The 21,892-nt window shown below is 68.4% G+C and carries 19 protein-coding genes and 2 riboswitches; of the genes, 9 read left to right on the forward strand and 10 right to left on the reverse strand.

The features are described 5' to 3' along the window. Window positions 1-25: 25 nt before the first annotated feature. From ACIRRA_RS35970 to ACIRRA_RS35990, 5 genes are all read left to right on the forward strand, one after another. Window positions 26-217, forward strand: coding sequence for a hypothetical protein (locus tag ACIRRA_RS35970; RefSeq protein ID WP_402777539.1), 192 nt, complete (start codon window positions 26-28; stop codon window positions 215-217). Window positions 218-343: 126 nt separating this feature from the next. Beyond that, entirely contained in the window at window positions 344-1,264 is a 921-nt protein-coding gene (locus ACIRRA_RS35975; RefSeq protein ID WP_402777542.1) for an AraC family transcriptional regulator ligand-binding domain-containing protein, read from the forward strand. A gap of 91 nt (window positions 1,265-1,355) precedes the next feature. Then, complete coding sequence (locus tag ACIRRA_RS35980; RefSeq protein WP_402777545.1) at window positions 1,356-2,228, forward strand: AraC family transcriptional regulator ligand-binding domain-containing protein; 873 nt, start codon at window positions 1,356-1,358, stop codon at window positions 2,226-2,228. A 45-nt stretch (window positions 2,229-2,273) separates the two neighbouring features. Then, window positions 2,274-3,230 carry an AraC family transcriptional regulator ligand-binding domain-containing protein gene (locus ACIRRA_RS35985; protein WP_402777548.1) on the forward strand — a complete coding sequence of 319 codons (957 nt, stop codon included), beginning with the start codon at window positions 2,274-2,276 and terminating at the stop codon, window positions 3,228-3,230. 259 nt (window positions 3,231-3,489) lie between these two features. After that, window positions 3,490-3,681: a hypothetical protein gene (locus tag ACIRRA_RS35990; RefSeq protein WP_230329320.1), complete on the forward strand. Its 192-nt coding sequence runs from the start codon at window positions 3,490-3,492 to the stop codon at window positions 3,679-3,681. A 21-nt stretch (window positions 3,682-3,702) separates the two neighbouring features. Here ACIRRA_RS35990 and ACIRRA_RS35995 read toward each other — a convergent pair whose 3' ends face one another. Next, window positions 3,703-5,298, reverse strand: coding sequence for an Nramp family divalent metal transporter (locus tag ACIRRA_RS35995; protein ID WP_402777687.1), 1,596 nt, complete (start codon window positions 5,296-5,298; stop codon window positions 3,703-3,705). A 173-nt stretch (window positions 5,299-5,471) separates the two neighbouring features. Further along, window positions 5,472-6,812: a magnesium transporter MgtE N-terminal domain-containing protein gene (locus ACIRRA_RS36000; RefSeq protein ID WP_402777553.1), complete on the reverse strand. Its 1,341-nt coding sequence runs from the start codon at window positions 6,810-6,812 to the stop codon at window positions 5,472-5,474. Window positions 6,813-6,992: 180 nt separating this feature from the next. Then, a riboswitch (M-box (ykoK) riboswitch) is annotated at window positions 6,993-7,174 on the forward strand. A gap of 279 nt (window positions 7,175-7,453) precedes the next feature. On the opposite strand from ACIRRA_RS36000, the gene ACIRRA_RS36005 reads away from it, so the two are divergent. Then, the gene (locus tag ACIRRA_RS36005; RefSeq protein WP_402777556.1) at window positions 7,454-8,143 is read left to right on the forward strand and encodes a hypothetical protein; all 690 of its coding nucleotides are present in this window, start codon (window positions 7,454-7,456) and stop codon (window positions 8,141-8,143) included. A gap of 97 nt (window positions 8,144-8,240) precedes the next feature. On the opposite strand, the gene ACIRRA_RS36010 is transcribed toward ACIRRA_RS36005, so the two are convergent. The 8 genes from ACIRRA_RS36010 to ACIRRA_RS36045 form a co-directional block, all read right to left on the reverse strand. Then, window positions 8,241-8,753 (reverse strand): DUF3558 domain-containing protein, encoded by a 513-nt coding sequence (locus ACIRRA_RS36010; RefSeq protein WP_402777559.1) that lies wholly within the window; start codon window positions 8,751-8,753, stop codon window positions 8,241-8,243. Next, on the reverse strand, window positions 8,753-9,277 hold the full coding sequence (locus ACIRRA_RS36015; RefSeq protein ID WP_402777690.1) for a DUF3558 family protein: 525 nt from the start codon (window positions 9,275-9,277) through the stop codon (window positions 8,753-8,755). The genes ACIRRA_RS36010 and ACIRRA_RS36015 overlap by 1 nt, the downstream gene beginning before the upstream one ends. Before the next feature lie 128 nt (window positions 9,278-9,405). Continuing rightward, window positions 9,406-9,573: riboswitch (M-box (ykoK) riboswitch) on the forward strand. A 262-nt stretch (window positions 9,574-9,835) separates the two neighbouring features. Beyond that, complete coding sequence (locus ACIRRA_RS36020; RefSeq protein ID WP_402777562.1) at window positions 9,836-10,798, reverse strand: DNA polymerase domain-containing protein; 963 nt, start codon at window positions 10,796-10,798, stop codon at window positions 9,836-9,838. A 72-nt stretch (window positions 10,799-10,870) separates the two neighbouring features. Beyond that, entirely contained in the window at window positions 10,871-12,100 is a 1,230-nt protein-coding gene (locus ACIRRA_RS36025; RefSeq protein ID WP_402777565.1) for a VWA-like domain-containing protein, read from the reverse strand. Beyond that, window positions 12,097-13,344: an AAA family ATPase gene (locus ACIRRA_RS36030; RefSeq protein ID WP_402777568.1), complete on the reverse strand. Its 1,248-nt coding sequence runs from the start codon at window positions 13,342-13,344 to the stop codon at window positions 12,097-12,099. Before ACIRRA_RS36030 ends, ACIRRA_RS36025 begins: the two co-directional genes overlap by 4 nt. Window positions 13,345-13,384: 40 nt before the next feature. After that, window positions 13,385-14,776 (reverse strand): hypothetical protein, encoded by a 1,392-nt coding sequence (locus tag ACIRRA_RS36035; protein ID WP_402777571.1) that lies wholly within the window; start codon window positions 14,774-14,776, stop codon window positions 13,385-13,387. A gap of 130 nt (window positions 14,777-14,906) precedes the next feature. Beyond that, window positions 14,907-16,175 (reverse strand): glycosyltransferase 87 family protein, encoded by a 1,269-nt coding sequence (locus ACIRRA_RS36040; RefSeq protein WP_402777574.1) that lies wholly within the window; start codon window positions 16,173-16,175, stop codon window positions 14,907-14,909. A 145-nt stretch (window positions 16,176-16,320) separates the two neighbouring features. Continuing rightward, window positions 16,321-18,264: a serine/threonine-protein kinase gene (locus ACIRRA_RS36045; protein WP_402777577.1), complete on the reverse strand. Its 1,944-nt coding sequence runs from the start codon at window positions 18,262-18,264 to the stop codon at window positions 16,321-16,323. Window positions 18,265-18,762: 498 nt separating this feature from the next. Here ACIRRA_RS36045 and ACIRRA_RS36050 point away from each other — a divergent pair, with 498 nt between their 5' ends. Genes ACIRRA_RS36050 through ACIRRA_RS36060 form a run of 3 tightly spaced genes read left to right on the forward strand, consistent with a single transcriptional unit; the run spans window position 18,763 to window position 21,886 of the window. Continuing rightward, the gene (locus tag ACIRRA_RS36050; protein ID WP_356999960.1) at window positions 18,763-19,173 is read left to right on the forward strand and encodes a hypothetical protein; all 411 of its coding nucleotides are present in this window, start codon (window positions 18,763-18,765) and stop codon (window positions 19,171-19,173) included. Beyond that, window positions 19,173-20,549 carry a hypothetical protein gene (locus tag ACIRRA_RS36055; RefSeq protein ID WP_402777581.1) on the forward strand — a complete coding sequence of 459 codons (1,377 nt, stop codon included), beginning with the start codon at window positions 19,173-19,175 and terminating at the stop codon, window positions 20,547-20,549. The genes ACIRRA_RS36050 and ACIRRA_RS36055 overlap by 1 nt, the downstream gene beginning before the upstream one ends. Continuing rightward, entirely contained in the window at window positions 20,546-21,886 is a 1,341-nt protein-coding gene (locus ACIRRA_RS36060; protein ID WP_402777584.1) for a VWA domain-containing protein, read from the forward strand. Before ACIRRA_RS36055 ends, ACIRRA_RS36060 begins: the two co-directional genes overlap by 4 nt. The last annotated feature ends 6 nt before the right edge of the window (window positions 21,887-21,892 follow it).

Consider the following 21,892-nt stretch of genomic DNA (forward strand, 5'->3'; position numbering starts at 1 on the left):
GCCCCTACGACAGATCGGAGCTCCCATGCCCCACACCGTGGAATCCGCGACCGCCTATGTCATCGCCGCCCTGGAGGCCAAGGGGACGGCGACCCGTGAGGACTTCGACATCCCCGGGATTGTCAGCACGACCCACAGCATCACGCAGACATGGGATTTCCGGGCGGTCGACCGCCGCCGGTTCTGGGGCATAGCGGCAACCTTCCTGCGCGCCTGACCCGCAGAAAAACAGGGAGCGGCACCCGCTCGCCCACACCCGCAGGAAATCGGAGGGGCGAGCGGGCTGACTCACAGTTCGGCGAATTCCCGGTTTCCGGCGGCGGATTCCCCGCACCATTGGCTGATGCACACCTCCGACTCCGTGCTGCTCCCACGTTTCGTCCTGTCGCGCGCCGCGTCCGCGGGCCTGGACCCCGCCCGCCTCGCGCGCGAGGCCGGCATGCCGGGCTGGCTATTGGAGGACGGCGATGCCCGGGTGTCCAGTGACTACTTCCCGCGGCTGTGGGAGCTGCTGGAGTACGAGCTGGACGACCCGGAGGTCACCCTGCGGGCCACCGGCAGCTACCGGCTGGGGGAATTCGGGCTGATCGACTATCTGATCTCGACGGCCGAGACCGTCGGCGCGGGGTTCGGCGTGATGGGCCCGTTCGTGGGAGCGGTCTCGACCAATTTCCGCGTCGAGCCCGGCGCGCAGACCGAGACCGAGTCCACCTTCGACATCTACACCGTCAATACCGAGGGCCGCGGCCGCGACCTGTCGGTACAGATGGCGCTGGCCTCCCTGATCTCGCGCGTACGCCAGACGACCGGCCGCCCGATGGATCCGGTGCGCATCCGGTTTCGCGAACGTGCACCCCGCCGCCTCGACGCCTACACCGAGCAGTTCGGCACGGCGCGGCTGGATTTCGGCGCTCCGGTCGACCGCATCACCTTCCGCAACGCGGATTTCGAACTCCCCCAGATCACCGCGGACCCGCTGCTGGCAGCGGTGCTCCGCCGCCACGCCGCCACCATGCCGCCCCCGCCGCCGCGCACCACCGAGTGGCCCGACCGGGTGGCCGCGGTGCTCGCCGAGGTCCTCGACGGCACCGACGCGATGCTCGACCAGGTCGCCCGCCGCCTCTACACCAGCCCGCGCACCCTCCAGCGCCGCCTCGCCGAATCCGGCACCACCTGGCGGCTCGAGGTCGACCGCGCCCGCAAACGTCACCTCGAAGATCTCGAATCCGGCTGGGCCGCCGAACACGAAGGCGACACACCATGATCCGCCGAAGTCCCAGCGGGTACCCACTCCGGCAAGGTGACCCGAGGTGGCGCGGGCGAGGCGGTGTGGCCGGGCGAATGGAGCAGCGATCATGACCGCCTCGGACAGCGTGCTGCTGGCCCGGTTCGTGCTGACGCGAGCCCGGGCGGCGGGGCTGGATCCGGTCGAATTGGCGCGGGCGGCGGGAATCGGGGCCGCCGCGCTGGACGGGCCGCCGGGAAGCATTCCGGGGCAGTGCTATCCGCGATTGTGGGAATTGTTCGAGCGCAGGGCGGAATTGCCGCACGTGGGACTGCGGGCGGCCGAACGGTACGGAATGGGGGAACTGGGGATGATCGATTATCTGCTCGCCACGGCGTCGACCGTGGGCGAAGGGTTCAGGGCCGCAGAGGAATTCGGATCGATGCTGTCGACGACGCGACACTTGGCCGTGGTCGGCGAGGACGACCGGCACATCACCTTCGCGGCGGAGTGCGCCGAGGAGGGCCGGGGCGCGGAGGTCGCGGCGCAGGCGAGCTTCGCCTTCGTGACCGGTCGCGCACGCCTCTGTGCCCGGATTCGGATCGCGCCGGCCGCGGTGACCCTGCGGGAACGCGCGCCGCGCCACCACGCGCCGTATACCGAGTTCTTCGGCACGGCCGCGGTCGATTTCGGCGCCGATGCCGACACACTCACGCTGCATCACGCGGACCTGGACCGGCGGCAGTTCACCGCCGATCCGGGGCTGGCGGCCGTGCTGCGCCGGGCCGCCACGGTGGCGACCCTCTCCGCCCCGCCGGCGCGCGCCTGGGCCGATCTGCTTGCCGCCGAACTCGATTCACTACCGTCGCTGGGCACGGTGTCGATCCACGGCATGGCCCGGCGGCTGGACACCAGCCCGCGCACCCTGCAGCGGCGGCTGGCCGCGGCCGGAACCAGTTGGAGCCGGGAGCTGGCGAGCGCTCGCCGCCGGGCCGCGTGGTGACGGGCGGCCGTGACTACTCGATCCGACTCTCACGACAGCATTCTGATGGCCCGGTTCACACTGGAGCGGGCGGCCCGGGCGGGGCTCGACCCGGAGCGGATCGCCCGGCTGGCCGGGGTCCCCGCCTGGCGCGAGGGCGGCGAGGGTACGCGGGTGTCGTCCCGGTATTGCCTGCGGGTGTGGGAGCTGCTCGAAGAGGAAACCGGTGACCCGGATATCGCTCTGCGGGTGCCGGAGGACAGTGCCACCGGCGAATTCGGGCTGCTGGAGTACTTGTTCCTGTCGGCGGAGACCCTGGGCGCGGCACTGGAAGTCTGCGTACGCCACACCGGCAGTCTGACAACGAGTTACAACTTCCGGGTCGTGAATCGCACCGAACACGAGGTCTGCTACGAGGTGCTGTCCGGGGTGGAGGACTGCCGCGGGCGGGAACTGTTGGTGCAGGCGGCTTTCGCGCTCCTCGTGCGCCGGGGCCGGGCGGCCACCCGCTCCCCGATTGTGCCCGCGCGGGTGACCTTCCGGCAGGCCGCGCCGGTCGACCTCACCGCCGTCACCGAGCTGTTCCGCACCCGCGCAATCGATTTCGGGAAACCGGTCGACTCCCTGACGCTGCGGACCGCGGATCTGGCGCTACCCATGAAGTCGGCCGATCCCGAATTGACGGCCGTGCTGCTGTCCTACGCGGCCACGCTGCCGGCCACTCCCGAGTCCGGCGTCAGCTGGCTGGAACGGCTCGGCGACGTCCTCGACGGCGCCCTCGACGAGAGCACGGCGACATTGGAAGTGGTAGCGCGGCGGCTGCTGACCTCACCAAGATCACTGCAACGCCGCCTGACCGAGGCCGGAACCACCTGGCGCCGTGAGGTGGACCGGGCGCGTCGCCGCAGATTGCAACGGGCCGAACACCTTCCACGCGCTCAGCAGGCGGAATTCCTGGGATACGCGGATCCGGCCAGCCTGCGGCGTGCCGTGCACCGCTGGCGCGAACGCGACGATCAATGAAAGAAGGACCCCGCGCGCAGGCCGAAATCGCACCTACCATACGGTATTCCGGCAACCACACAGCAAGGTTGGCGTGTCCCGGCCCGGTTTGGCGTCTTCGGAACTCCCGCGCGGCGCGGGCGGAAACAAAACTGGACGGAAACGCCAGGCCGTGCCTGCCGCGAGGCTCGCCACGGCGTTTGCGATGCGTGGTTGTGGCCGACGCTGTCCACGGCCACGCGTCCCCATCCGGTTCCCGGTCCTCGATTGGAGCTTCCTCGTGCCCCACACCGCAGAAACCGCCACCGCCTACGTCGTCACCGCCGTGGAGGCCAAGGGCACCGCCACCCGGCACGACTTCGACATCCCGAGCATCGTCAGCACCACGCACAGCCTCACCGAGAGCTGGGATTTCAACAGCGTGGACCCGAACATGTTCTGGAACATCGTCGCCACGTTCCTCGAGCACTGAGCTGGGCCGCGCCCGCCGCCGTCAGCCCCGGCCCAGCTGAATCGCCTTGACCAGCAGCAGGATCGCGCCGACCACCAGATAGGCACGCAGGGCGATCATGCCCAGCCGCGTGCCGGCCGACCAGACAACCGGTTCCAGCAGCGTCAGCGGCGGCATCCGCCAGGTGTCCTTCGCGGACGCGTCGAACCGGGGCGGCGGCGCAGGCGCGGGCGCCCGGCGCTGCGTGAATCTCAGCACCGCCGCCGCGATCACGGCCAGGACAACCAGCCCGACCGCAAGGTATCCGGCGGTCGAGACGACATTCAGGTCCGGGAACAGCGTGGTGCCCATGAGGATTCCGGACAACACCAGCAGCACACCGACGATGACCGCCGCCACGATGTTCAGCCAGGTACGGTTCACCCACGGCCCGAGCACCTGCGGGTCGTTGCACAGCAGCAGCAGGAACACGCTGGCGCTGGGCAGCAGCAGCCCGGCCAGGGCCTGCACGGCGGTGGTGATCAGACCCAGCGGCGCACCCGGAATCAGCACGATGCCCGCGGCGAGCACCACCATCGCGATATAGGACAGATAGAACTGCCTGGCGTCCTTGAACCCGCGGTGCAGCGAGTGCTTGATGCCGAACACATCGCCGAAGGCGTAGCTGGTGGCCAGGGTGACCGCCGCCGCGCCGATGATCGACGCATCCAGCAGCACGATCGCGAAGACCGATCCCAGCATGTGGTGGACATTGCCGAGCAGGTGCGCGATGTCGCCCGCGTCGATGAACTTCCCGACCGCGTCGTTGGCGCGCGCGGCGTAGTCGGCTGCCATCATGAGCGCGGCCGCGCCGATCACCACGACGAACGCACCCAGGGTGGTGTCGGCCCGCTCATAGCCGATGAACCGCGGGGTGATGCGCTTGTCGACGATATTGGACTGCTGGAAGAACAGCTGCCACGGCGCGACGGTGGTGCCGACGATCGCGATGATCAGCAGCACCGCGTCCGAGCTCGCCCCGCCCGAGATGCCGGGCACCACGAAGTCCTTCGCGGCGCGTCCCCAGTCGGGATGCGACAGCAACAGCATCGGTATCTGCAGCAGGGTGATCAGGATGAAGACGAACATCGCCCGTTCCCACCGCTGGAAGCTGCCGGTGGCCATGATCGCCACCAGCGCCGCGGCCGCCACCGGCACCACGATGTACTTCGAGATGCCGAAATACTCCGCGGCCAGGCTGACACCGATGAACTCGGTCACGATGGTGAGGAAGTTCAGAACGAAGAGATCGCCCACCGAGAACCAGCCCCAGCCGCGACCGAAGCGCTCGTTGATGAGCCGCGCATGCCCGACGCCGGTGACCGCGCCCAGGCGAACCACCATCTCCTGGTTGACGATCAGTACCGGGATCAACAGCAGCAGCACCCACAGCAGGCTGTAGCCGTAGTTCTGCCCGGCCTGCGCATAGGTGGCGACACCACCGGCGTCGTTGTCACCGACCATGACGATCAGCCCGGGGCCGATAATGGCCAGCAGTGTCAGCATCCGGGTCTTGAACGTGCGCGAATGCTCGATGTCACCGACCTTGATCTTGCCGAGCGCGCCCTCGATATCACCCAGGTGCGCCGAATCCAGCACGGCCGACTGACGATTCGTCACCACTGCGGCGGAATCCTTGACGGCGGTGGACTTCTCGGCGGTCGCGGACTTCTCGGCGGTCGCGGACTTCTCGACGGCAGTGGGCTGTCCGCTCCCCCCCGGCGGCTGTGGTCCGGATCCGTTAGGGGTGGAACGGTTTTCCTCGGTATTGGTCATAGCTGTGCCGCGCCGTCCGGGTTGTCGCTGGATCCGGTGGTGACCGGCCGAGGCGGTCGAGGCGCGGGTTCCCGGCGCCGCCAGTCCTCGGGAATGACATCCTCGAGCACATCGTCGACGGTGACCACGCCGAGCACCCGGTCGGCGTCGTCCACCACCGGCACGGCGTACAGGTTGTAATCGGCCATCAGCAAGGCGATGTCGGTGATATCGGTCTCGGGTGCGACCCGCACCGGATCGGCGTCCATGATGTCGGCGACCGGCGTGGCCGGGTCGGTTTGCAGCAGCGCGATCACCGAGACCACGCCCACCAGGTGGCCGGAGTCGAGTACGTGCACCTTCAGCAGGGCCTCCGGCTGCAAGGCGTGCGCGGCCGATACCACCGAAAGCGCCTGTGCCGCCATGGTATCCAGCGGACACGAGACGAAGTCGACGTTCATCAGTCCGCCGGCGCTGTCGGGATTGAACCCCATCAGCGTAACGACCTTGACGCGCTGCCCGGGCGGCATCAGGTCGAGCACACGCCGGCGGCGTGACTGCTTGAGCTCGATGATGGAGTCGGCCGCGTCGTCGGCGCGCATGCGCCCGAGCAGGGCCGCGACTTCCGAATCGGACATGTCGTTGAGCAGGCGGCTGGACTTGTCGGAGTCGAGCTCCTCGAAGACGTCCGCCTCCAGTTCGGGATCGTCGTGCACTTGATCCAGGATCTCGTCCTGCTCGTGCTTGTCGGCGTCCTCCAGCAGGTCGGCGATCTCAGCGGGCTTGAGCCCGCGCAACCGGCTGCTGACCCGCAGCGTCAGCGACTGCTCATGGCCGATCAGCGGTTCGAACGCCTTCCAATCCCGGGAGGCGTGCCCGCCGCTGGACTTGATCAGCCCGAACAGGCGAGCCGGACGGCGGGTGTCCAGTCGCGCCAGCACCCAGCCCGAACCGGAGTCGTCGGGCGCGCCGACCCGATCGAGCTCGACATCGTAGGCGTGCACCAGCTCCACCGCCTCCACATCGATGAGCCGGTGACCGAGGATGTCGGCGCGCAGCAGCACCTCACCCGCCCGCCGCTCGAAGGACCGCAGGTCGACTTTGTTGACCGAGAGAACGATCCGATCGGCTTCGAACAGCCGAATACGTTCGGCGGAGACGAACACATCGCGCCCGCCCATCCCGACAACCACACCGATCACCGGCGGATAGGTGTCGCCACCCGGCAGGCGCACGACGAGGTCGTCCACCCGGCCGATGGTCTCCCCCGACGCGGCGATCACGGGCGCCTTCAGCAACTGCGACAGATGCACCGTCGCAACCGACTCCGGTTTCGACGATACTGTGGGTTCGGTCATATGCGCTCCTGACTCGGCGTCCCGGATTTCCGGCGGCCACGGGCAAACATTGCACGGTGGTCGACACTTCTCGTCGAATAATGGCCCAACGGCAGGCGTCCGGCAGACGAACGACGCACCCATTGGGTGATATGTCCGAATTGACGAATTAATCCTCTACTGCCAGACTTGTGGCGTCAATCAGCACCTCGCTAGGCGAGGCTCCTGTACGAACACAGGCCACTGATCCGACGACGTCGAGAGACGCCCAGGGTTAGGACAGGTTTCCCCGGATTAAGGGGTCACCCGAAGTGGCTTCCCAAGGTCATTGTTCATTGGGGATACGTCGTACAGTGCCGAAGCTCCGACGAGAGGGGTGCTCGCCCTCGGTCTTCTGCCGTGGCGACTCCTCGTGTGCACCCGTGCTCAGCGCCTCCGTGCGCTCCGGCCGCAAGGAGGTGAGGACGACCAATGGCCCCCGGCGATAGTCCATATCCGAGTCATCCGTTCCACTCACCCGTTTGCGGGTGGAAACACGCCACACGACTCTGACCTCTCACCACACCGCACACGACGCATATCCCTTTGCGCGGCCGTGTAATTCGTGCTGGCCTTTTCACCCTCATTCGAAATCACCCACCCCGAATTTCGAAGGTTCACCGATGAGGAAAATCACCGCGTACAGCCTGGCCGCCGCCGTCACCGCCGGCATGCTCGCCTGCAATGCACAGGATGCCGATGCCGCTGCGCCGGGCATCCACTGGACCGCTCGGGTGGTCGACAAGTCCGTCGTGGTCACGACCGACCTGGGCTCGCTGACCACGCAGGACGGTCAGTTCCAGGTGTGGGACAGCAATGGCGGCCTGGTCACCCAGTTCCCGCTCGAGTTCATCACCGATGACGGTCTGGCCCACCCGATCGCCGCCCGGATCGACGGCAACAACGCCACCCTCACCCCGAACATGGACCCGGCCGCCGCCGTCCCCGCCCCGGCCCTGCCCGCGCCGGTGCGGAAGAACATCGCGAGCCAGGCCGACCAGGATGCCGCGTTCTCCGCGGCGGTCAACCAGTTCGGTCTGGCCACCTCGATGGGCACCCTGATCGGCACCCTCATCGGCGGCGCGGCCGGTTGCGCCATCGGCGCCGCAGGCGGCGCCATCGCCGGCGTCGCGGTCATGTCGGTGCCGACCGGCATCGCGGGCTGTCTCGCCGGCGCCGCCATCGGCATTCCGCTGGGCGCGGCGGCCGGTCTGGTGCTGACCGGTGTGCCCGCCGCCATCGCGGTCGGCATCGGCCTGGCCCAGCGCCTGTCCGCGCCCGACTCCACCCCGGCCCCGGCGCCTGCCGCCTAGCGGGCAGGTCGGATTGCGTCGGCGAAACCCGTTGCGGCGGTGAGTGTCTCAATCCTCGCCGCCGCTGCCTTCTGGTCCGGCAGCGGGTTCGGGACGGTCACACACCGTCTACCGAGAGGGTGGCCTGCATGAGAGCCATGGCCCCCGCGCACGGGTCCGGTTGCGCCGCGTGGTCGCGGTTCTGGACCCACCAGGTGACGGTGCCGGTGTCGGAGGCGGTCACCGCGCAGGTGCTCGGATCCTTCGGGTCACGCCAGTACATGCCGCCGAAGTGCTTGATCACCAAACGCTCGACCTGATAACCGAATTGGTCAGCGATCTGGACCTCACGGCTCAGGGTGTCGTTCTCCAGCCAGGCGTAGGTGATGTCGACCGCACCGCCGTTCGGACCGGTGGCGGTCCAGTTGCAGACGGTGGGGGCGCTCTGCTGTTCGACACCCGAGACGTGCAGGTTGCTCGCGATCTTCTGATCCTCCAGCGGGCCGCAGCCGACCAGCAGGTTCGGGTCGTCGGCAGCCCGCACAGGTGTTTCCTTCGGGCCGTGGGAGCACCCCGTGAGTGCGGCGATCAGCAAGGCCGCCAAGGCGATTCGCGATCTAACCGTGCGCATTACCCCTGCCCCGCCTTCGTCAGAGTGGACGCCGCCAGCTGTTCCAGTCCCTTGCAGGGCTCCTTGGCGGTCTCCGTGATCGCGGCCCGCTCCGACCAATCGATGAAATCGCTGTCCCCGAACGGAAGTGCCACCTCGCACGACTGCGGCCCCTTCCATTCGATGCCGGATTGCCCGGCCACCTGAACGTCGGACGGGCGCGCGTCGGTGATCTGAGTCCGGCGGTCCGCGAGCGGACTGCCCCGGAACCAGTGGAATACCACCGCGTAGCCACCGCCCGAGGGCCGCTGCCACGCACATCCCAGCGGATTCACCGTCACTCGCTGCAGCCCATTGAGCCCGGTCGCCTGGCCGACATCGGCATCGGCCACCCCGCCGCACAGTCCGATGGTGTTCGGCGACGGCATCACCGCCGCCTTGGATGCGGTCGTCGCCGGGACCGCCTGCTGATTCGACGAGCCGCCGCAGCCCGTGATCGCCGCCCCGATCAGGGCGATCCCCGCCGCCGCGCTCACCGCTCTCATCACGCCGACCAGCGTAGGCGAACCGCCCGAATCGTGCGATCGGCGACTCGGCGGACGATTTGTGGCATGGCGCCCAGCGCATGGAAATGCGGGCTTTTGACAATTCCGGGAGCCTTGTCCACGTTCGATACCGCACCTGAACAGGCGAGGCTCCTGTACGAATACAGGCCACTGATACGACGTCGAGAGACGCCCAAGCTCAGGACAGATTTCTCCGGATCAAGGGGTAATCCAAGGTGGCTTTCCGATTCGGAACGCATCGCTCGGTGTCGAAGCTCTGACGGGAGGGTGTGCGTCCTTCCCCGGATCCCGGGGTCGACCTCCCCCGCGTGCACCGATAAATCCGCGTGTGAGCACTGTGAGGAGGTCCGGCCGAATGACAACCGATAACGCCCCCGGACCTCCCGTCCGACGCTCGTAATTCTTTCCGGTATTCGGCGACGCCCTGGCGCTCGCCTATTTTCGCGTGCCTCTTCTCGAATAGATGGGGACGCTACGGCGAACTGTACGAATATGACGCCGACGAGCACCTGCTGATCCGGGACGCTGCGGCCCGAGTCAGTTGTCCCGGCGGGCGCGGGCGCGGCGCTTGCCCTCGTGCATGGCCTGCACCCGGGCCACCGGGATGGTGTGCCCCTCGGCGATGAGATCGGCTGGGAGAGACTGGGGTTCGGGCATGGCCTCGGCCCAGGGATCGCGGTCGCCGAGAATCTTGGCCGCCGTGCGAATCGTGAAGTCGTGCGGGTCGATATTCGGCAGGTCCGCCCAGCCGACCGGGAACGAGACGGTCGCGCCCGGGCGGATGCGGGGGCTGTAGACCGACACCACCGTCGCACCGCCGGCGCGGGTCGAATCGAGAAAGACCTTGCCGCCCCGGTCTTCTCGAATGAACGCGGTGGTGGCGAGCCGAGGATCGAGACGTTCGGCCCGCGCGGCGATCGCCCGGGTCGCCGCCGCGGCATCCTCGAGATCGACGCCCGGCACGACCGGGACGAAGATGTGAACGCCCTTGGAGCCACTGGTTTTCACCGCGCCCGCCAGCCCGTCCGCCGACAACGCTTCCCGAATGAGCTGCGCGGCCCCGACGACCTGCGCGAAGGGCTGATCCGGCGCCGGGTCGATATCCAGCACGAGATGCGTTGGGCTGCCGGAATAGTCGGCCAGACCCTCCGCGTACAGCAACGTCACGTGGTATTCCACCGCGCGCTGATTCCCGAACCACAGCAACGTCCGCACGTCATCGCAGACCGCGTAGGACACCTCCCGTTTCGAGCTGCCCGCCCACAGCGTCACCCGCTGCACCCACTCCGGCGTGTACTTGGGCAGATTCTTCTGCATGAACGGCTCCTGCCCCGGCCGCACCCGCACCACCGACAGCGGCCGCTCCCGCAGTGACAGCACCATCCGCTCCCCGATCGCCTCCAGATAGTCGATCAAATCGCCCTTGGTGGCCTCGGCCCCGTCGAACAAGGGACTGTCGAGACTGGAGAACTTCAACCCGGCCCGCACGTCATCGCCCATCGGCCCACCATGCGCCACACCTGTACCGCCGTCAACCATCCCGGCCGTGACGCCCGGGGCCGGTCCGGGCCGTCACCCGATGTCGACGACCCTTGCCCAGGCGGGCGGACGGTCCGGTACGTACTCCGGATCGTCTTCCTGCCAGGCGGAGTCCCGGCGGAACAAGCCCACCACCGTACGGCACGCGGGCCGGGCGGGCGGCCAGGGCGTCTGACCGTCCGTCAGCACCACGATCACATCCGGACGGGGTTGCGCGCGTAGCGCTTTGGCGAAGCCGCTGCGCAGATCCGTTCCGCCGCCGCCGATCAGCGGGATACCCTCGGCACGGCACAGGGGATCCGAGATCCGGGCCGCGGCGTCGCACGACAGCACGGTGACCGAATCGCGGCGGCCGCCCACGGTCCGGGCGATGGCTGCCGTTTCGAGCAGCGCGCTGCCCAGCTCGGCGTCGCTGACCGACCCCGAGGTATCGATGATCACGGTGACGCGGGGTGGGGTGCGCCGCAGGCTCGGCAGGACAACGCCGGGCACTCCGGCCGAGCGCCGCGCGGGGCGCCCGTAGGTGTAGTCCTCGCCGACGCCGGGGGCGGAGGCCGCCGAGCGGATCGCCGCTCCCAGCAGATCCCGCCACGGCTGTGGCGGGTGCACCGCCTCCTCCGCCCACCGGCGCCACCCCTCGGGGGTCTGCCCCGGACGGCCGATAATGCCCTGCGCCACGCGAAATCGGACGGCGTCGCGTTCCTGTTCGCTCAGCCCGTCCGCGCCGTCCGGCCCCAGTTCCCACTCCCGGTCGAGGCCGTCGGCGCCGCTGCCGCAGTCCAGCCAGGCCAGGTCCGAGGTGCTCGGCCCGAGGCGGAACTGACGCAGGTAGTCCTCCATGAGCTCACCGGAGCCCAACCCCAGCGTCGACGGCAGCACGGCCCCCTCGGGCTGGACCAGACCGTCGCCGAACGCATCGTCGTTGATCTCGGCATCCGCGGCGATATTCATCCGTAGTCGCTCCGCCGGGTCGGTCAGGTCGTGTTCCCGGGCGAATCGGTCACTGCGCCTGTGATGTTCACGCAGCAGATGCGACACCTCGTGCACCAGGACGGAGGCCAGGTCCTCCACCGGCGTGTAGTTCACGAACGCCGGTGACACGTAGCACCGCCAGTACCGGTCCACACCCATCGTCGGCACCCGTGGCGACTCGACCAGGTGCAGCGCGAACAGCGCGGTCGCCAGGTATGGCCGGGCCCGGGCGGCCAGCAGCCGGGCGGCGAAGAGCTTGTCGAGGTCGAGCCGCGCGGTGTCCGGTGTCATCGGCCCGCCTGCGCGGCAACCCGGGCCGCGGCGCGGTCCGCGCCCTGCGACACCGACACCATGCCGGCCAGTCGTTCGATCGAGGCGGGCACGTCCCAGTCGTCCCGACGCAGGGTGGCGAGGGTGGTCGCGGGGACGACCACCAGGTCGGGCGCCCCGGATTCCACGGCCTTCACCAGCAGCGCCCACGCCGCATCCCAGCGGGATCGCTCCGGTCGCCGGCGGACAGCCGCCACCACACCGTCGAGCACGGCCTGACGGAGATCGCCACGCTCGGGCAGCTCGGCGGCGGCCGGATCGGCGAGCAGCATCTCCGGGTCGGGCAGGTCCATCCGGTCGATGCTGGTCAGCAGTTCGAAACCGGGACCGTCGCCGACGGCGCCCCGGACCAGCAGGGACAGCACATCCCGTCCGGAGCCGGCCGCGGTGGCGAAGGCGATCAGCCGTACTGTCATCTCCCAGCTGCGCGGCGACGGCCAGGCGCCACCCCTCCGGGTTTCGGTGCTGGGCAGTTGATGGACGAGTTTGGGACGCGCCGCGAGCAGCGCGCACACTGCGCGGCGGGCGAAAGCCACTGCGTCCGTGACCTTTTCCGGAGCGAGCGTGGGCAAGGTCGCGCGCGGCCAGGTGCCGCCGAGACCCCGGACGACCACATCGTGATCGTGTGTCCACTGCAGATGGACGAAGCGGTTGGCCAGCGGCGGACTCAGCTCCCAGCCGTCGGCCGCCGAGGAGCGCGGGTTGGCGGCGGCAACGATGCGGACGCCGTCCGGCAGGCGCAGCGCACCGATCCGCCGTTCCAGGACCAGGCGGAGCAGGGCGGCCTGCACGGCCGGCGGCGCGGTCGACAGTTCGTCCAGGAACAGCAGCCCGCGACCGGCCCGCACGAGCCGGACGGCCCAGTCCGGCGGCGCCATCGGCACGCCGTGCGTCGCCGGGTCGTCTCCGATGATGGGCAGGCCCGAAAAGTCCGACGGCTCATGCACACTCGCGATCACCGTGGTCAGTGGCAGATCCAGGGATGCCGCGAGCTGGGTCAGGGCCGCGGTCTTGCCGATCCCGGGCTCGCCCCACAGCAGCACCGGCAGGTCGGCGGCCACCGCCAGCGTCAGCGCGTCCAATTGAATGTTCGGGCGCGGCTCGGTGGTCACCGCGCCCAGCAGGTTCAGCAGTTCGCCTGCGACGTCGAGTTGGGAAGGGTGGGCGCGCTCCGCGGTCGGAGCGCACGTGTTTTCTACGGGCACGTGTGAATCACCTTTGGATGTAAAGGAATCGAGGAATTGATCAGCGTGAGGTCGCGTGGCGCGGATGCGCGCGACCGCCGTTGCGGCGACGCCGAGGGGTGTGATCGCGACCGACCGGCAGGGTGAGCCCGGCCCGGAACAGTCCGTAGCCGATCCGCCGTCTCGCGGACGCTTCCAGTTCGTCCCGCAGCGCTCCCGCACGCAGCAGCGCGTCGGGGCCGAGCAGACCTTCGACGACGGCCAGCGCACCGGCGGTGTCGCCGTGGTCCAACCGTTCACGAACGCCGACAAGACAATCCGGATGTCGATGCGCCCGGTCGATCGCCTGCAGGCAGGGCAGCGGAGTGCCGGTCAAGGCGACCAGCAGCTCCTCCCTGCGGATCTCCGCCGGATCGTGATCCAGTGCGGCCAGCACCCCGTTCACCGGTCCGATGCGGTGCAGCTCGCCCCGGCAGTCCACCAGGTGCGGCCGGCCCGCCGGATCGGCGATCGGAGAGGTATCGACCGGCGAGTGGTCCGGTACCAGTGCCGACGCGACAAGTGGATGCAGCCGATCCGGCGTGATGGATCCGGCACGAAGCAGTTCCAGATCGGGCAACACCCAGGTCGCCGCGTCGGGCAACACCGGCAGCGCGGACATCCCGCCCCGCGGATACGTCTCCTCGATCCGCAGTACCGGCGAATCTTCGTCGGGCACGGACACATCGACGACGATCCGCCGCCCGGCGCCGCACCGAATCAGGACAGGACCGGCCCGGCGCCCCTCGGCCTGCAGCAGTATTCCCGCCTCGGCCGCCCATCGGCCGACCGCGCACCCCGGGGGCACCAGCTCCGACAGCTCGGGGTTCAGTGTGCCCTCATCGGCGAATTGCGCTGCACCGGAACGCATCCACAGCTCATCCGCACGGCGGGCATCCCACAGATGACGGTGCAGATCGAGCCGGAATCGCCGATTGGGACGGGAATGCGGGTGCAGGTCGGAACCGGAGCGGGATCCGTCCCGGAGTGCGAGGCTGATTCGCTGGCCGGCATCTGCCCAAGCGGGCGCGGTCCGGACGACGAGATGCACGGAACGTTCGCTGCCACAACGGCTTCCGGAGTCTTCCGAATCGTATCGTGCCAGGGTGATCGTCAGCCCCGGTCGAAGCAGACCGTCAGGAGCAATCCTCGGCATGTGCCAGCGCAACAGGTCCGGTGCCAGGTGGCGCAGATCGGCCCGCACCCGAGCGGCAAGTTCCCGGCCGTGGGCGCGCACCAGCGAACGCATATCGATATCGACATCGAAACCCGCTGCGGCACAAGCCCCAGCCCAGTCCCCGACACAACGTCGGGCGGTCGCGGTCTCGATCATGGACGGCGGCACGGCGAACTCACGCACGCGCAGCCAGAAGGAAAAGCGGGAATCATCCCTATTCGTACTCGAAGTGCGCATCAGCACTCACCTGGCACGAACGGGACCCCCAATCTTTGTTCAGAAGGAGTCAACACCTGGCCGAGAATAACCCCTTCCCCCGATCCGGTCCAGCCGCGGCGCATTACCGCGAGATGAAACAGGAAGGGGCCTAACGTACCAGCGCACCAATCGCGCGGTCCTGGTCGGCGGACCGCGCACGCCGGGCGCTGAGCAGGAACAGCGCCACCAGCAGCACGCTGAACCAGACGTAGGTATTGCCGATGACGTGCTGCCAAGGCGTCCAGTGCGATTCGCGATGTTCACCGTCCGGGAGCCAATTCTGCGGGCCGATCACGAAGACCGCGGCGGTGATCGCGGTGATCAGATACCAGCCCGCGGCACGGCGCCAGGGCAACCGGGTCGCGTAGCCGAGCATCGCCAGCAGGGCCGGGGCGATCCAGATCCAGTGGTGCGACCAGGAGATCGGGGATACCAGCAGCGTGAAGACGGCGTTGATTCCGAGGGCCAGCGGCGGGAAGTCCACCGCGCGGCGCATGGCGGGTACCACCAGCGCCAGCAGTGCGGCGCTCAGCACCAGCCACAGAATCGTGAGCAGTGGCTTGTGGATCTCGAACCGAGCCAGCACGGCCTGAATCGACTGATTGGTGTGGAATGCCGAACCGCTGAGCCCCGACACATTGCCCAACCCGCCGAACCAGTACTTCACCGACGCGTGCGGCAACACCGCAAAGGTCAGCGCGGTCGCCACGGCACCGGTGATCGCGGCCGTGACTGCGGCCTTGTAGTCACGCCGGATCAGGAAGTAGAGGATGAACGCGGCCGGTGTCAGTTTCACCGCGGCCGCGATACCGATCAGCATGCCGCGCCGCCACTTCGGCTTCTCCGCCAGACAGTCGGCCACCACCAGCACCATCAGCAGCAGATTGACCTGCCCGAAATCCAGCGTCGAATGAGTCGGCTCCAGCAGCAGTGCCAGCGGCGTGGCGCAGGCGGTCACCCACAGCCCGAGCCGCTTTCGGCTCTCCCCCGGCCACACCCGCCGCGCCACCAGATAGAACGAAATCGCCAGCGCGGCCACCGAGGTCACGAAGAACCCGGTGCGAGCCGCATCCCAAGGCAGCGCCGCGAACGGCGACAGCACCAGCGCGGCGAACGGCGGATAGATGAAGGGCAGCCCGATCCCGATCGTGGTCTGTGGCAACTGCCCGTACATATCCCCGCCGTGCCAGAGCGTCTGCACGCCCAGCCGATACACCTGCAGGTCGATGAACCCACCGGTGATCTGCTTGAACGGCCACACGGGCAGCATCAGGCACAGCGCGGTGAAGGCCACACACAACGCCGGAACCAGCCACATCACCCGTCCAAAACGGCGGGCCAGCGACTTCGGGTCAGCAACAGCGGTAGAACAACTCATCCGCCATCACATTATCGGCGTCCCCTCCCCGGCGTGCACCCGCACCCACCGAGACTCGCCGATGGGGATCGACGCCGGCCACGGACGGCCGCGCGAACCGCTCGGACCAGCGCAACCGCGGTACCCGTATGGGACTCCCTGACCGCTAGTCCTGCCGCCGAGACGTCTCTGATGCCGTATCGGGGCTCGGCCCGTGCGCGCCTGCGTCACACGTATCGGATGCGGAGGCAATGCGTTCGAGTGCCTCGATGTCTTTCTCGATGACGCCGTACAGCAGATAGGCGAGCACGAAGCCGATGATGCCGCCGATGCACAGGATCCGGACCGCCCAGATAATGGATTCGATCTCCGCGCCCGGAAGGAAGGTGATGCCGGTCACGCCGACCAGCGGCACCGCGGCCGCCACCGTGAGGTAGAAACCGGTGCGCCCGGCGAGGCAGCCCAGGTGATCGATATCGGCGGCGTCGGACCGTCCGTGCACGAGGAAGACGGGATACAGGCACCGCACCACGTACCAGGTGACCGCGAAGTACGGATACGCCACCGCGATTGCGCCGCACACGACGACCGACAGCAGGAAATGCACGTAGGTGCCGCGTGGAACGCCGCCGGCGATCAGGTTCAGCATCACCGGGACGATCACGCCGCAGAGCACCCAGAACACGAAGGCGATCCACGCCGCCCGGTTGCCGAGCCGCAGCGCATCGACACGCGTCCGAGTGAGGGTCTCGTCGCTGTAGTTCCATCCGAGCCGCAAACCAATGGGTACGACAATGAGGCGGCGCGACGCGTAGAGAATCAGGATTCCGCCCACCGCGATAGCGAGCGGATACAGCACCGAGGCGACATAGTCGAAGGACCGCTGCGCTGCGGGCGTGAGCTTACTGACGATGAGCGTTTTGTTGTAGTAATAGTTGTACCCAGCCGCCACCACATTCGGTATCCCGATCGCTATGGCGATCATCGGCAGCGGCCACAGCGGTCCGGTCGGCCGCGGGGAGTGCTGCGGCGCATCGACCAGATCCCGAGCCCGGGGGTCGAGGCACAGCTCGAATTGCTGAGCCAGCTCCGCGCCATTGGCCCACCGATCATCCCGTCGTGGCGACAGACAGGTCAGCAGCACCCGGCGCAGCGAGGCCGGGCAGTCGGCGGGCAGGTCGTCCAGGAATTCGCCTGCGATGGGGCGGCGGCGGAGGTCGAGCTCCTGCTCGACATAGTCCTTCGAGTCCTTCGCCTCGATCCGGGGGAACGGTCGCCGCCCGGTCAGCAGCTCCCACAACACGACGCCGAGGGCGTAAATGTCACTGCGCGTGTCCAAGTCGTCGACCGTGCCGGGCAGCGCCGGGTGGCTCGCGGCGAGGTGCTCGGGCGACATGTAGGCCAGGGAACCGCCGAAGTACGCCACCGGACTGCTGCCCGCGAGGTGGTCACTGAAACTGATATTGAAATCGGCCAGCTTCGGCACACCGTCGGCGGAGAGCAGGATGTTCGCGGGCTTGATGTCGCGGTGCAGTACACCTTGTCGCGCGGCGTAGTCCAGCGCCTCGGCGAGCCGGCGTCCGAGCCAGGCCACGGTCTCCGGCCACGACAGGGCGGCGATTTCCTCACGCACCCGCAGGCCCGTGGTGCGGATCTCGCCTTTCTCCTCCAATGCCGCGTCGACGGCGTCCAGTAGCAACCGCCCGCTGCGTTGTTCCGGCGGGGTCTCCCGGACCCTCTTCAGCACCGCCGCCAGCGTTCCCCCCGGCAGGTACTGCATGTACAGGAGCTTCAGCCCGCGGTCCGGCAGCACCCGCTGGTCATAGACCCGAACGATGTACTCGTGCTCCAACTGGGCGAGCGTCTGGGGTTCGTTGCCGTGATCCGTGGAAACCTTCACCGCCACCAGTCGCTGCATCGAGCGCTGCCGCGCCAGAAACACTGTGGCGAACGAGCCGCGGCCCAGCTCCAGCAGCAGATCGAAATCGTCGATCCGATCCCCTGGCTCGAGCTCGTCACTCGCGACCGGCGCGCTGGACCGCTCACCCACTGCCCGATCAGCCAATGGATCGAAGGCAGCGGTGGCATCGCCGGTCGGCCGATCACCCATTGCACGTCACCCCGAGCTGAAAACCCAAGCCATGATCGATTTTATCGCGCGGCGAGTTGGCAGGGCGCACCGATCTTCGTGGAGCCGAGGGAACCATCCCCGGGCACGGATGCGGTGAAATTCCGAGTGCCCGTGGCCGGTGGGCCACCGGGGTCACGGCACCGGGAGATGTGAATGGTGATGAGTTGCACGGCTTCCCGAGCCGGGCATAGGAATTGCGTTGCGAGTCAGTGAAATACAGATACTCCGAGCGACCGAGCTCCGTTCACGGCGGTCGCCGTCGCCGGGCCCGGAAACTGCCGCGGGCAGGTCCCTCACCAGCCGGTTCGGGGGTCGGACGGGACTTGTCGGTGGGGTCACATACCTTGGGCGCATCGTGATCGACCGGGAGGGAGAACGATGGCCTCGAATCCGAGTGCCACGCCGGGTGAGCCGGCTTGGGAAAGCGCTTCTGTGGTGCGGGTTTTGCCCGCTGTCGCGCCGCGGAAATTGAACAAGGTGCCGTTCGTCGAGCTGGCGGACGGACGCCTGCAAGGGGTGGTGTCGAGTGGCTCCGATATCTCACGTGTGTACGTGGCATCGGTGACCGCGGGGACGCACGGGCTGAGCTGCAGCACCAACAACAACCGGCCGTGCGGCGGGTTGAACCAGGGGTGGGCCTGCAAGCATCTGGATGCGCTCATCGATGAAGCGGTGCTCCAGTACGGGCAGGACCGGGTGGCGCGGTTCCTGCGGGTCGAGGTCCCCGAGGGTTCTCGACTTGCGCACTGTCTCAATGGAACTCGTGATCCGGCTCCGGCCGCCGCGGTGTTCAGCCGGTTCCTGCGGCATCTGACCTACCTGGAGCTGCCGGGTAGCGCGACGCCGATTCCGGAGCTGCACTGGTTCCCCGCGGGGGTGGGTCGCTGATGCAGGCGGTACAACTGGCCGCGCTGGCGGATGCGCCCGCCGGCGTCGAGGCGGCCCTGGACGCGGTGAGCGGCTTCGATTCCGCTCTGGTCAATGGCTTCGCCCGGGTTTCCGAGCCGCAGAGCGCGGCACTGGCGGCGCTGGCCGCGACGGCGGCGGGTTCGCCTCTGGCCGAAGCGGTTTCGGCGGCGGTGTCGAAGGTGAGCACGGGAGCGATCGGCGCGGATGAGCTGTCGGCGCTGGCCGCCGCCCGTGCCGCCCTGCTGGGCGCGGTGCACGACGCACTGGTCGAACAGGCCGATACGGCCATGGGCCGCAATCGATCCGAGTGGACGGCAACGCCGGATGCGGCCGCGCCGAGCCCGCTCGCGGCGGGTTCCCGCGCCTGGCTGGGCGAGCTGGCCATCGCCGGATGGCGCGGCGTGGACCACGACCTGGTGGCGGCCGCGGATCAGACCGTGGAATCGCTACTGGCCGAACCCGCGCTGCGACGGCTGGCGATGCTGCTGGACGGCTTCACCGCCGAACTGGGCGCGTCCGCTCCGATCGCCACCATGGACCGGGTGCCCGCGCGACGCTGGGCCGATCTGTGGACGCGCGCCCTGCTGCTGTCCTGGCGCGGCGCGGAATCCACTGCCACCGAGCCGGTTTCGGGTCGCCTGCTCCCGCTCGGCGTGGACCTGCACGAGCACGGGACCGCGGTACAGGCACAGGTGCACGGCGTCCTCGAGGTCGCGGGCGCACCGACCCGCCGGGTGCGGGTGTCGGTGGCGGCGGCCAAGGTGGACACCATTGTGGGACCGGCGGTATGGCAGCTGTTGGGCACGCATCGCCAGCTGCTGACCGCGCTGGCCGAACAGCGCGCGCTGGAGCTCACCGATATGCCGCTGACCGCGACCGGTGACCTGCTGTGGGATGACGATCGGGCGAAGGCTGGGGAGGCCGCCGATCCGTTCGTCACCGCCACCGTGCAACTGCCGCAGGCGCAGGCCCCGGCCGTCGCGCCGCTGGATCGCGATCCGGTGCACATCGCCGAACCGGTTGTGCTCGAGGGGTACCGGTTCCGCGACGGTGTACTGGAGCTTGGTGAGCAGCGGATTCGGGTGGAGCTGGATGCGCTGCCGTCCGCCGGTCCGCTCACTCCGGCCGGGGTGACCGGGTCCAGCGCCATGATCGGATTGCTGCGCTGGGATGCGGGCGTCTGGTCGGTGCGGCCGCTGGCCGTGCGGCGCAAGGTCAAGAGCGCGCTCACCGCCTTCCACAACGGTGATTGGGCGCTCGGCCCGACGGATCCGAAAGTCGCCAAGACACAGGCCAAGTCGGGCGATGCGGTGGCGGTGTTGCGCGAGCGCGCGGGACGGTTGCTGCGGAAATGACGAATCACGAGACCCGACGCCAGATCCTGTACTGGCGTCTCCTGGCCGGTGTCTTCACCGGAGATCAGCAACCGACGCTGGAGCAGGCCAGCGCGGGCATCGTCGACGATCTGGGTTTGCCGCTGGCCGTGCTCGATCCGGGCATCTCCATCGACAATGTGGTGCAACGCTATCCGGAGATGCAGGCGGAGTTCGAAAGCCTCGACTTCTCCGACATCGGGGACTCCGCGGCCGAGGGGGCGGCAGCCGACGCCGCCGGAGGCGAGGCCGAAGCCGCTGCGTCCCAGTCCATCGGTGCGGCCGATGTCCGCACCGCCGCACTGGTTTCCAAGCTGCTGCTGAATGTCTTCGCCACCGGCTCCGGCCAGGTCAGCGCCACCCAGCTGGCGGGCTGGCAGTCCGATGCGAACTGGCTGCGGCGCTGCCTGGGCGAGGAGCAGGCCGGTGCCGTGCAAGGCGTGCTCACCGGGCTGGAGGGCGAGCTGGTGTCCCGCATGCGACTGCGCGAGGTGCTCGCCGATCCGCACCTGGCCGCCCAGCTCACCCCGAGCATGTCGCTTATCGAACAGCTGTTGCGCGACAAGCACAATCTGTCCGGCGTGGCCCTGGCCAATGCCAAACGCCTCATCCGCCGCTACATCGACGAGGTCGCCGAAGTGCTGCGCACCCAGGTGCAGCAGACCAGCGTCGGCACCGTAGACCGCTCGGTCCCGCCCAAGCGCATCCTGCGCAATCTGGATGTGGACCGGACGATCTGGAAGAACCTGCCCAACTGGAACCCCCAGGACGAGCGGCTGTACGTCGACCGGCTCTACTATCGCCAGACAGCCAAGCGCACCGTTCCCGCCCGCATGATCGTGGTGGTGGACCAGTCCGGTTCCATGGTCGACTCCATGGTGAACTGCACCATTCTGGCGTCGATCTTCGCGGGCCTGCCCAAGGTGGATGTGCACCTGATCGCCTACGACACCCGCGCCCTGGATCTCACCCCGTGGGTGCACGACCCGTTCGAGGTGCTGTTACGCACCAATCTCGGTGGCGGCAACGACGGCCCGGTCGCCATGGCCATGGCCCAGCCCAAGATCACCGACCCGAAGAACACAGTGCTGGTGTGGATTTCGGACTTCTACGAGTTCGACCGCTCCCAGCCGCTGTTCGAGGCCATGGAGGCGGTGCACCGCTCCGGGGTGAAGCTCATCCCGGTCGGCTCGGTGAACAGCTCCGGCCATCAGAGCGTCAACCCGTGGTTCCGCGAGCGGTTCAAAAACCTCGGCACCCCGGTGATTTCCGGACGCATCCAGAAGCTCGTGCACGAACTCAAGAACTTTCTCGACTAGGAGACC

The sequence above is a fragment of the Nocardia sp. NPDC101769 genome (assembly GCF_044766925.1).
Taxonomy (GTDB): Bacteria; Actinomycetota; Actinomycetes; order Mycobacteriales; family Mycobacteriaceae; genus Nocardia.

Excerpts from the sequence above, each read along its gene's own strand:
- ACIRRA_RS35970 (WP_402777539.1), top strand. The coding sequence starts at position 26 with ATGCCCCACACCGTGGAATCCGCGACCGCCTATGTCATCGCCGCCCTG.
- ACIRRA_RS35975 (WP_402777542.1), top strand. The coding sequence starts at position 344 with ATGCACACCTCCGACTCCGTGCTGCTCCCACGTTTCGTCCTGTCGCGC.
- ACIRRA_RS35980 (WP_402777545.1), top strand. The coding sequence starts at position 1,356 with ATGACCGCCTCGGACAGCGTGCTGCTGGCCCGGTTCGTGCTGACGCGA.
- ACIRRA_RS35985 (WP_402777548.1), top strand. The coding sequence starts at position 2,274 with ATGGCCCGGTTCACACTGGAGCGGGCGGCCCGGGCGGGGCTCGACCCG.
- ACIRRA_RS36000 (WP_402777553.1), bottom strand. The coding sequence starts at position 6,812 with ATGACCGAACCCACAGTATCGTCGAAACCGGAGTCGGTTGCGACGGTG.
- ACIRRA_RS36005 (WP_402777556.1), top strand. The coding sequence starts at position 7,454 with ATGAGGAAAATCACCGCGTACAGCCTGGCCGCCGCCGTCACCGCCGGC.
- ACIRRA_RS36010 (WP_402777559.1), bottom strand. The coding sequence starts at position 8,753 with ATGCGCACGGTTAGATCGCGAATCGCCTTGGCGGCCTTGCTGATCGCC.
- ACIRRA_RS36015 (WP_402777690.1), bottom strand. The coding sequence starts at position 9,277 with ATGAGAGCGGTGAGCGCGGCGGCGGGGATCGCCCTGATCGGGGCGGCG.
- ACIRRA_RS36020 (WP_402777562.1), bottom strand. The coding sequence starts at position 10,798 with ATGGGCGATGACGTGCGGGCCGGGTTGAAGTTCTCCAGTCTCGACAGT.
- ACIRRA_RS36025 (WP_402777565.1), bottom strand. The coding sequence starts at position 12,100 with ATGACACCGGACACCGCGCGGCTCGACCTCGACAAGCTCTTCGCCGCC.
- ACIRRA_RS36035 (WP_402777571.1), bottom strand. The coding sequence starts at position 14,776 with ATGCGCACTTCGAGTACGAATAGGGATGATTCCCGCTTTTCCTTCTGG.
- ACIRRA_RS36040 (WP_402777574.1), bottom strand. The coding sequence starts at position 16,175 with ATGAGTTGTTCTACCGCTGTTGCTGACCCGAAGTCGCTGGCCCGCCGT.
- ACIRRA_RS36045 (WP_402777577.1), bottom strand. The coding sequence starts at position 18,264 with ATGGGTGATCGGCCGACCGGCGATGCCACCGCTGCCTTCGATCCATTG.
- ACIRRA_RS36055 (WP_402777581.1), top strand. The coding sequence starts at position 19,173 with ATGCAGGCGGTACAACTGGCCGCGCTGGCGGATGCGCCCGCCGGCGTC.
- ACIRRA_RS36060 (WP_402777584.1), top strand. The coding sequence starts at position 20,546 with ATGACGAATCACGAGACCCGACGCCAGATCCTGTACTGGCGTCTCCTG.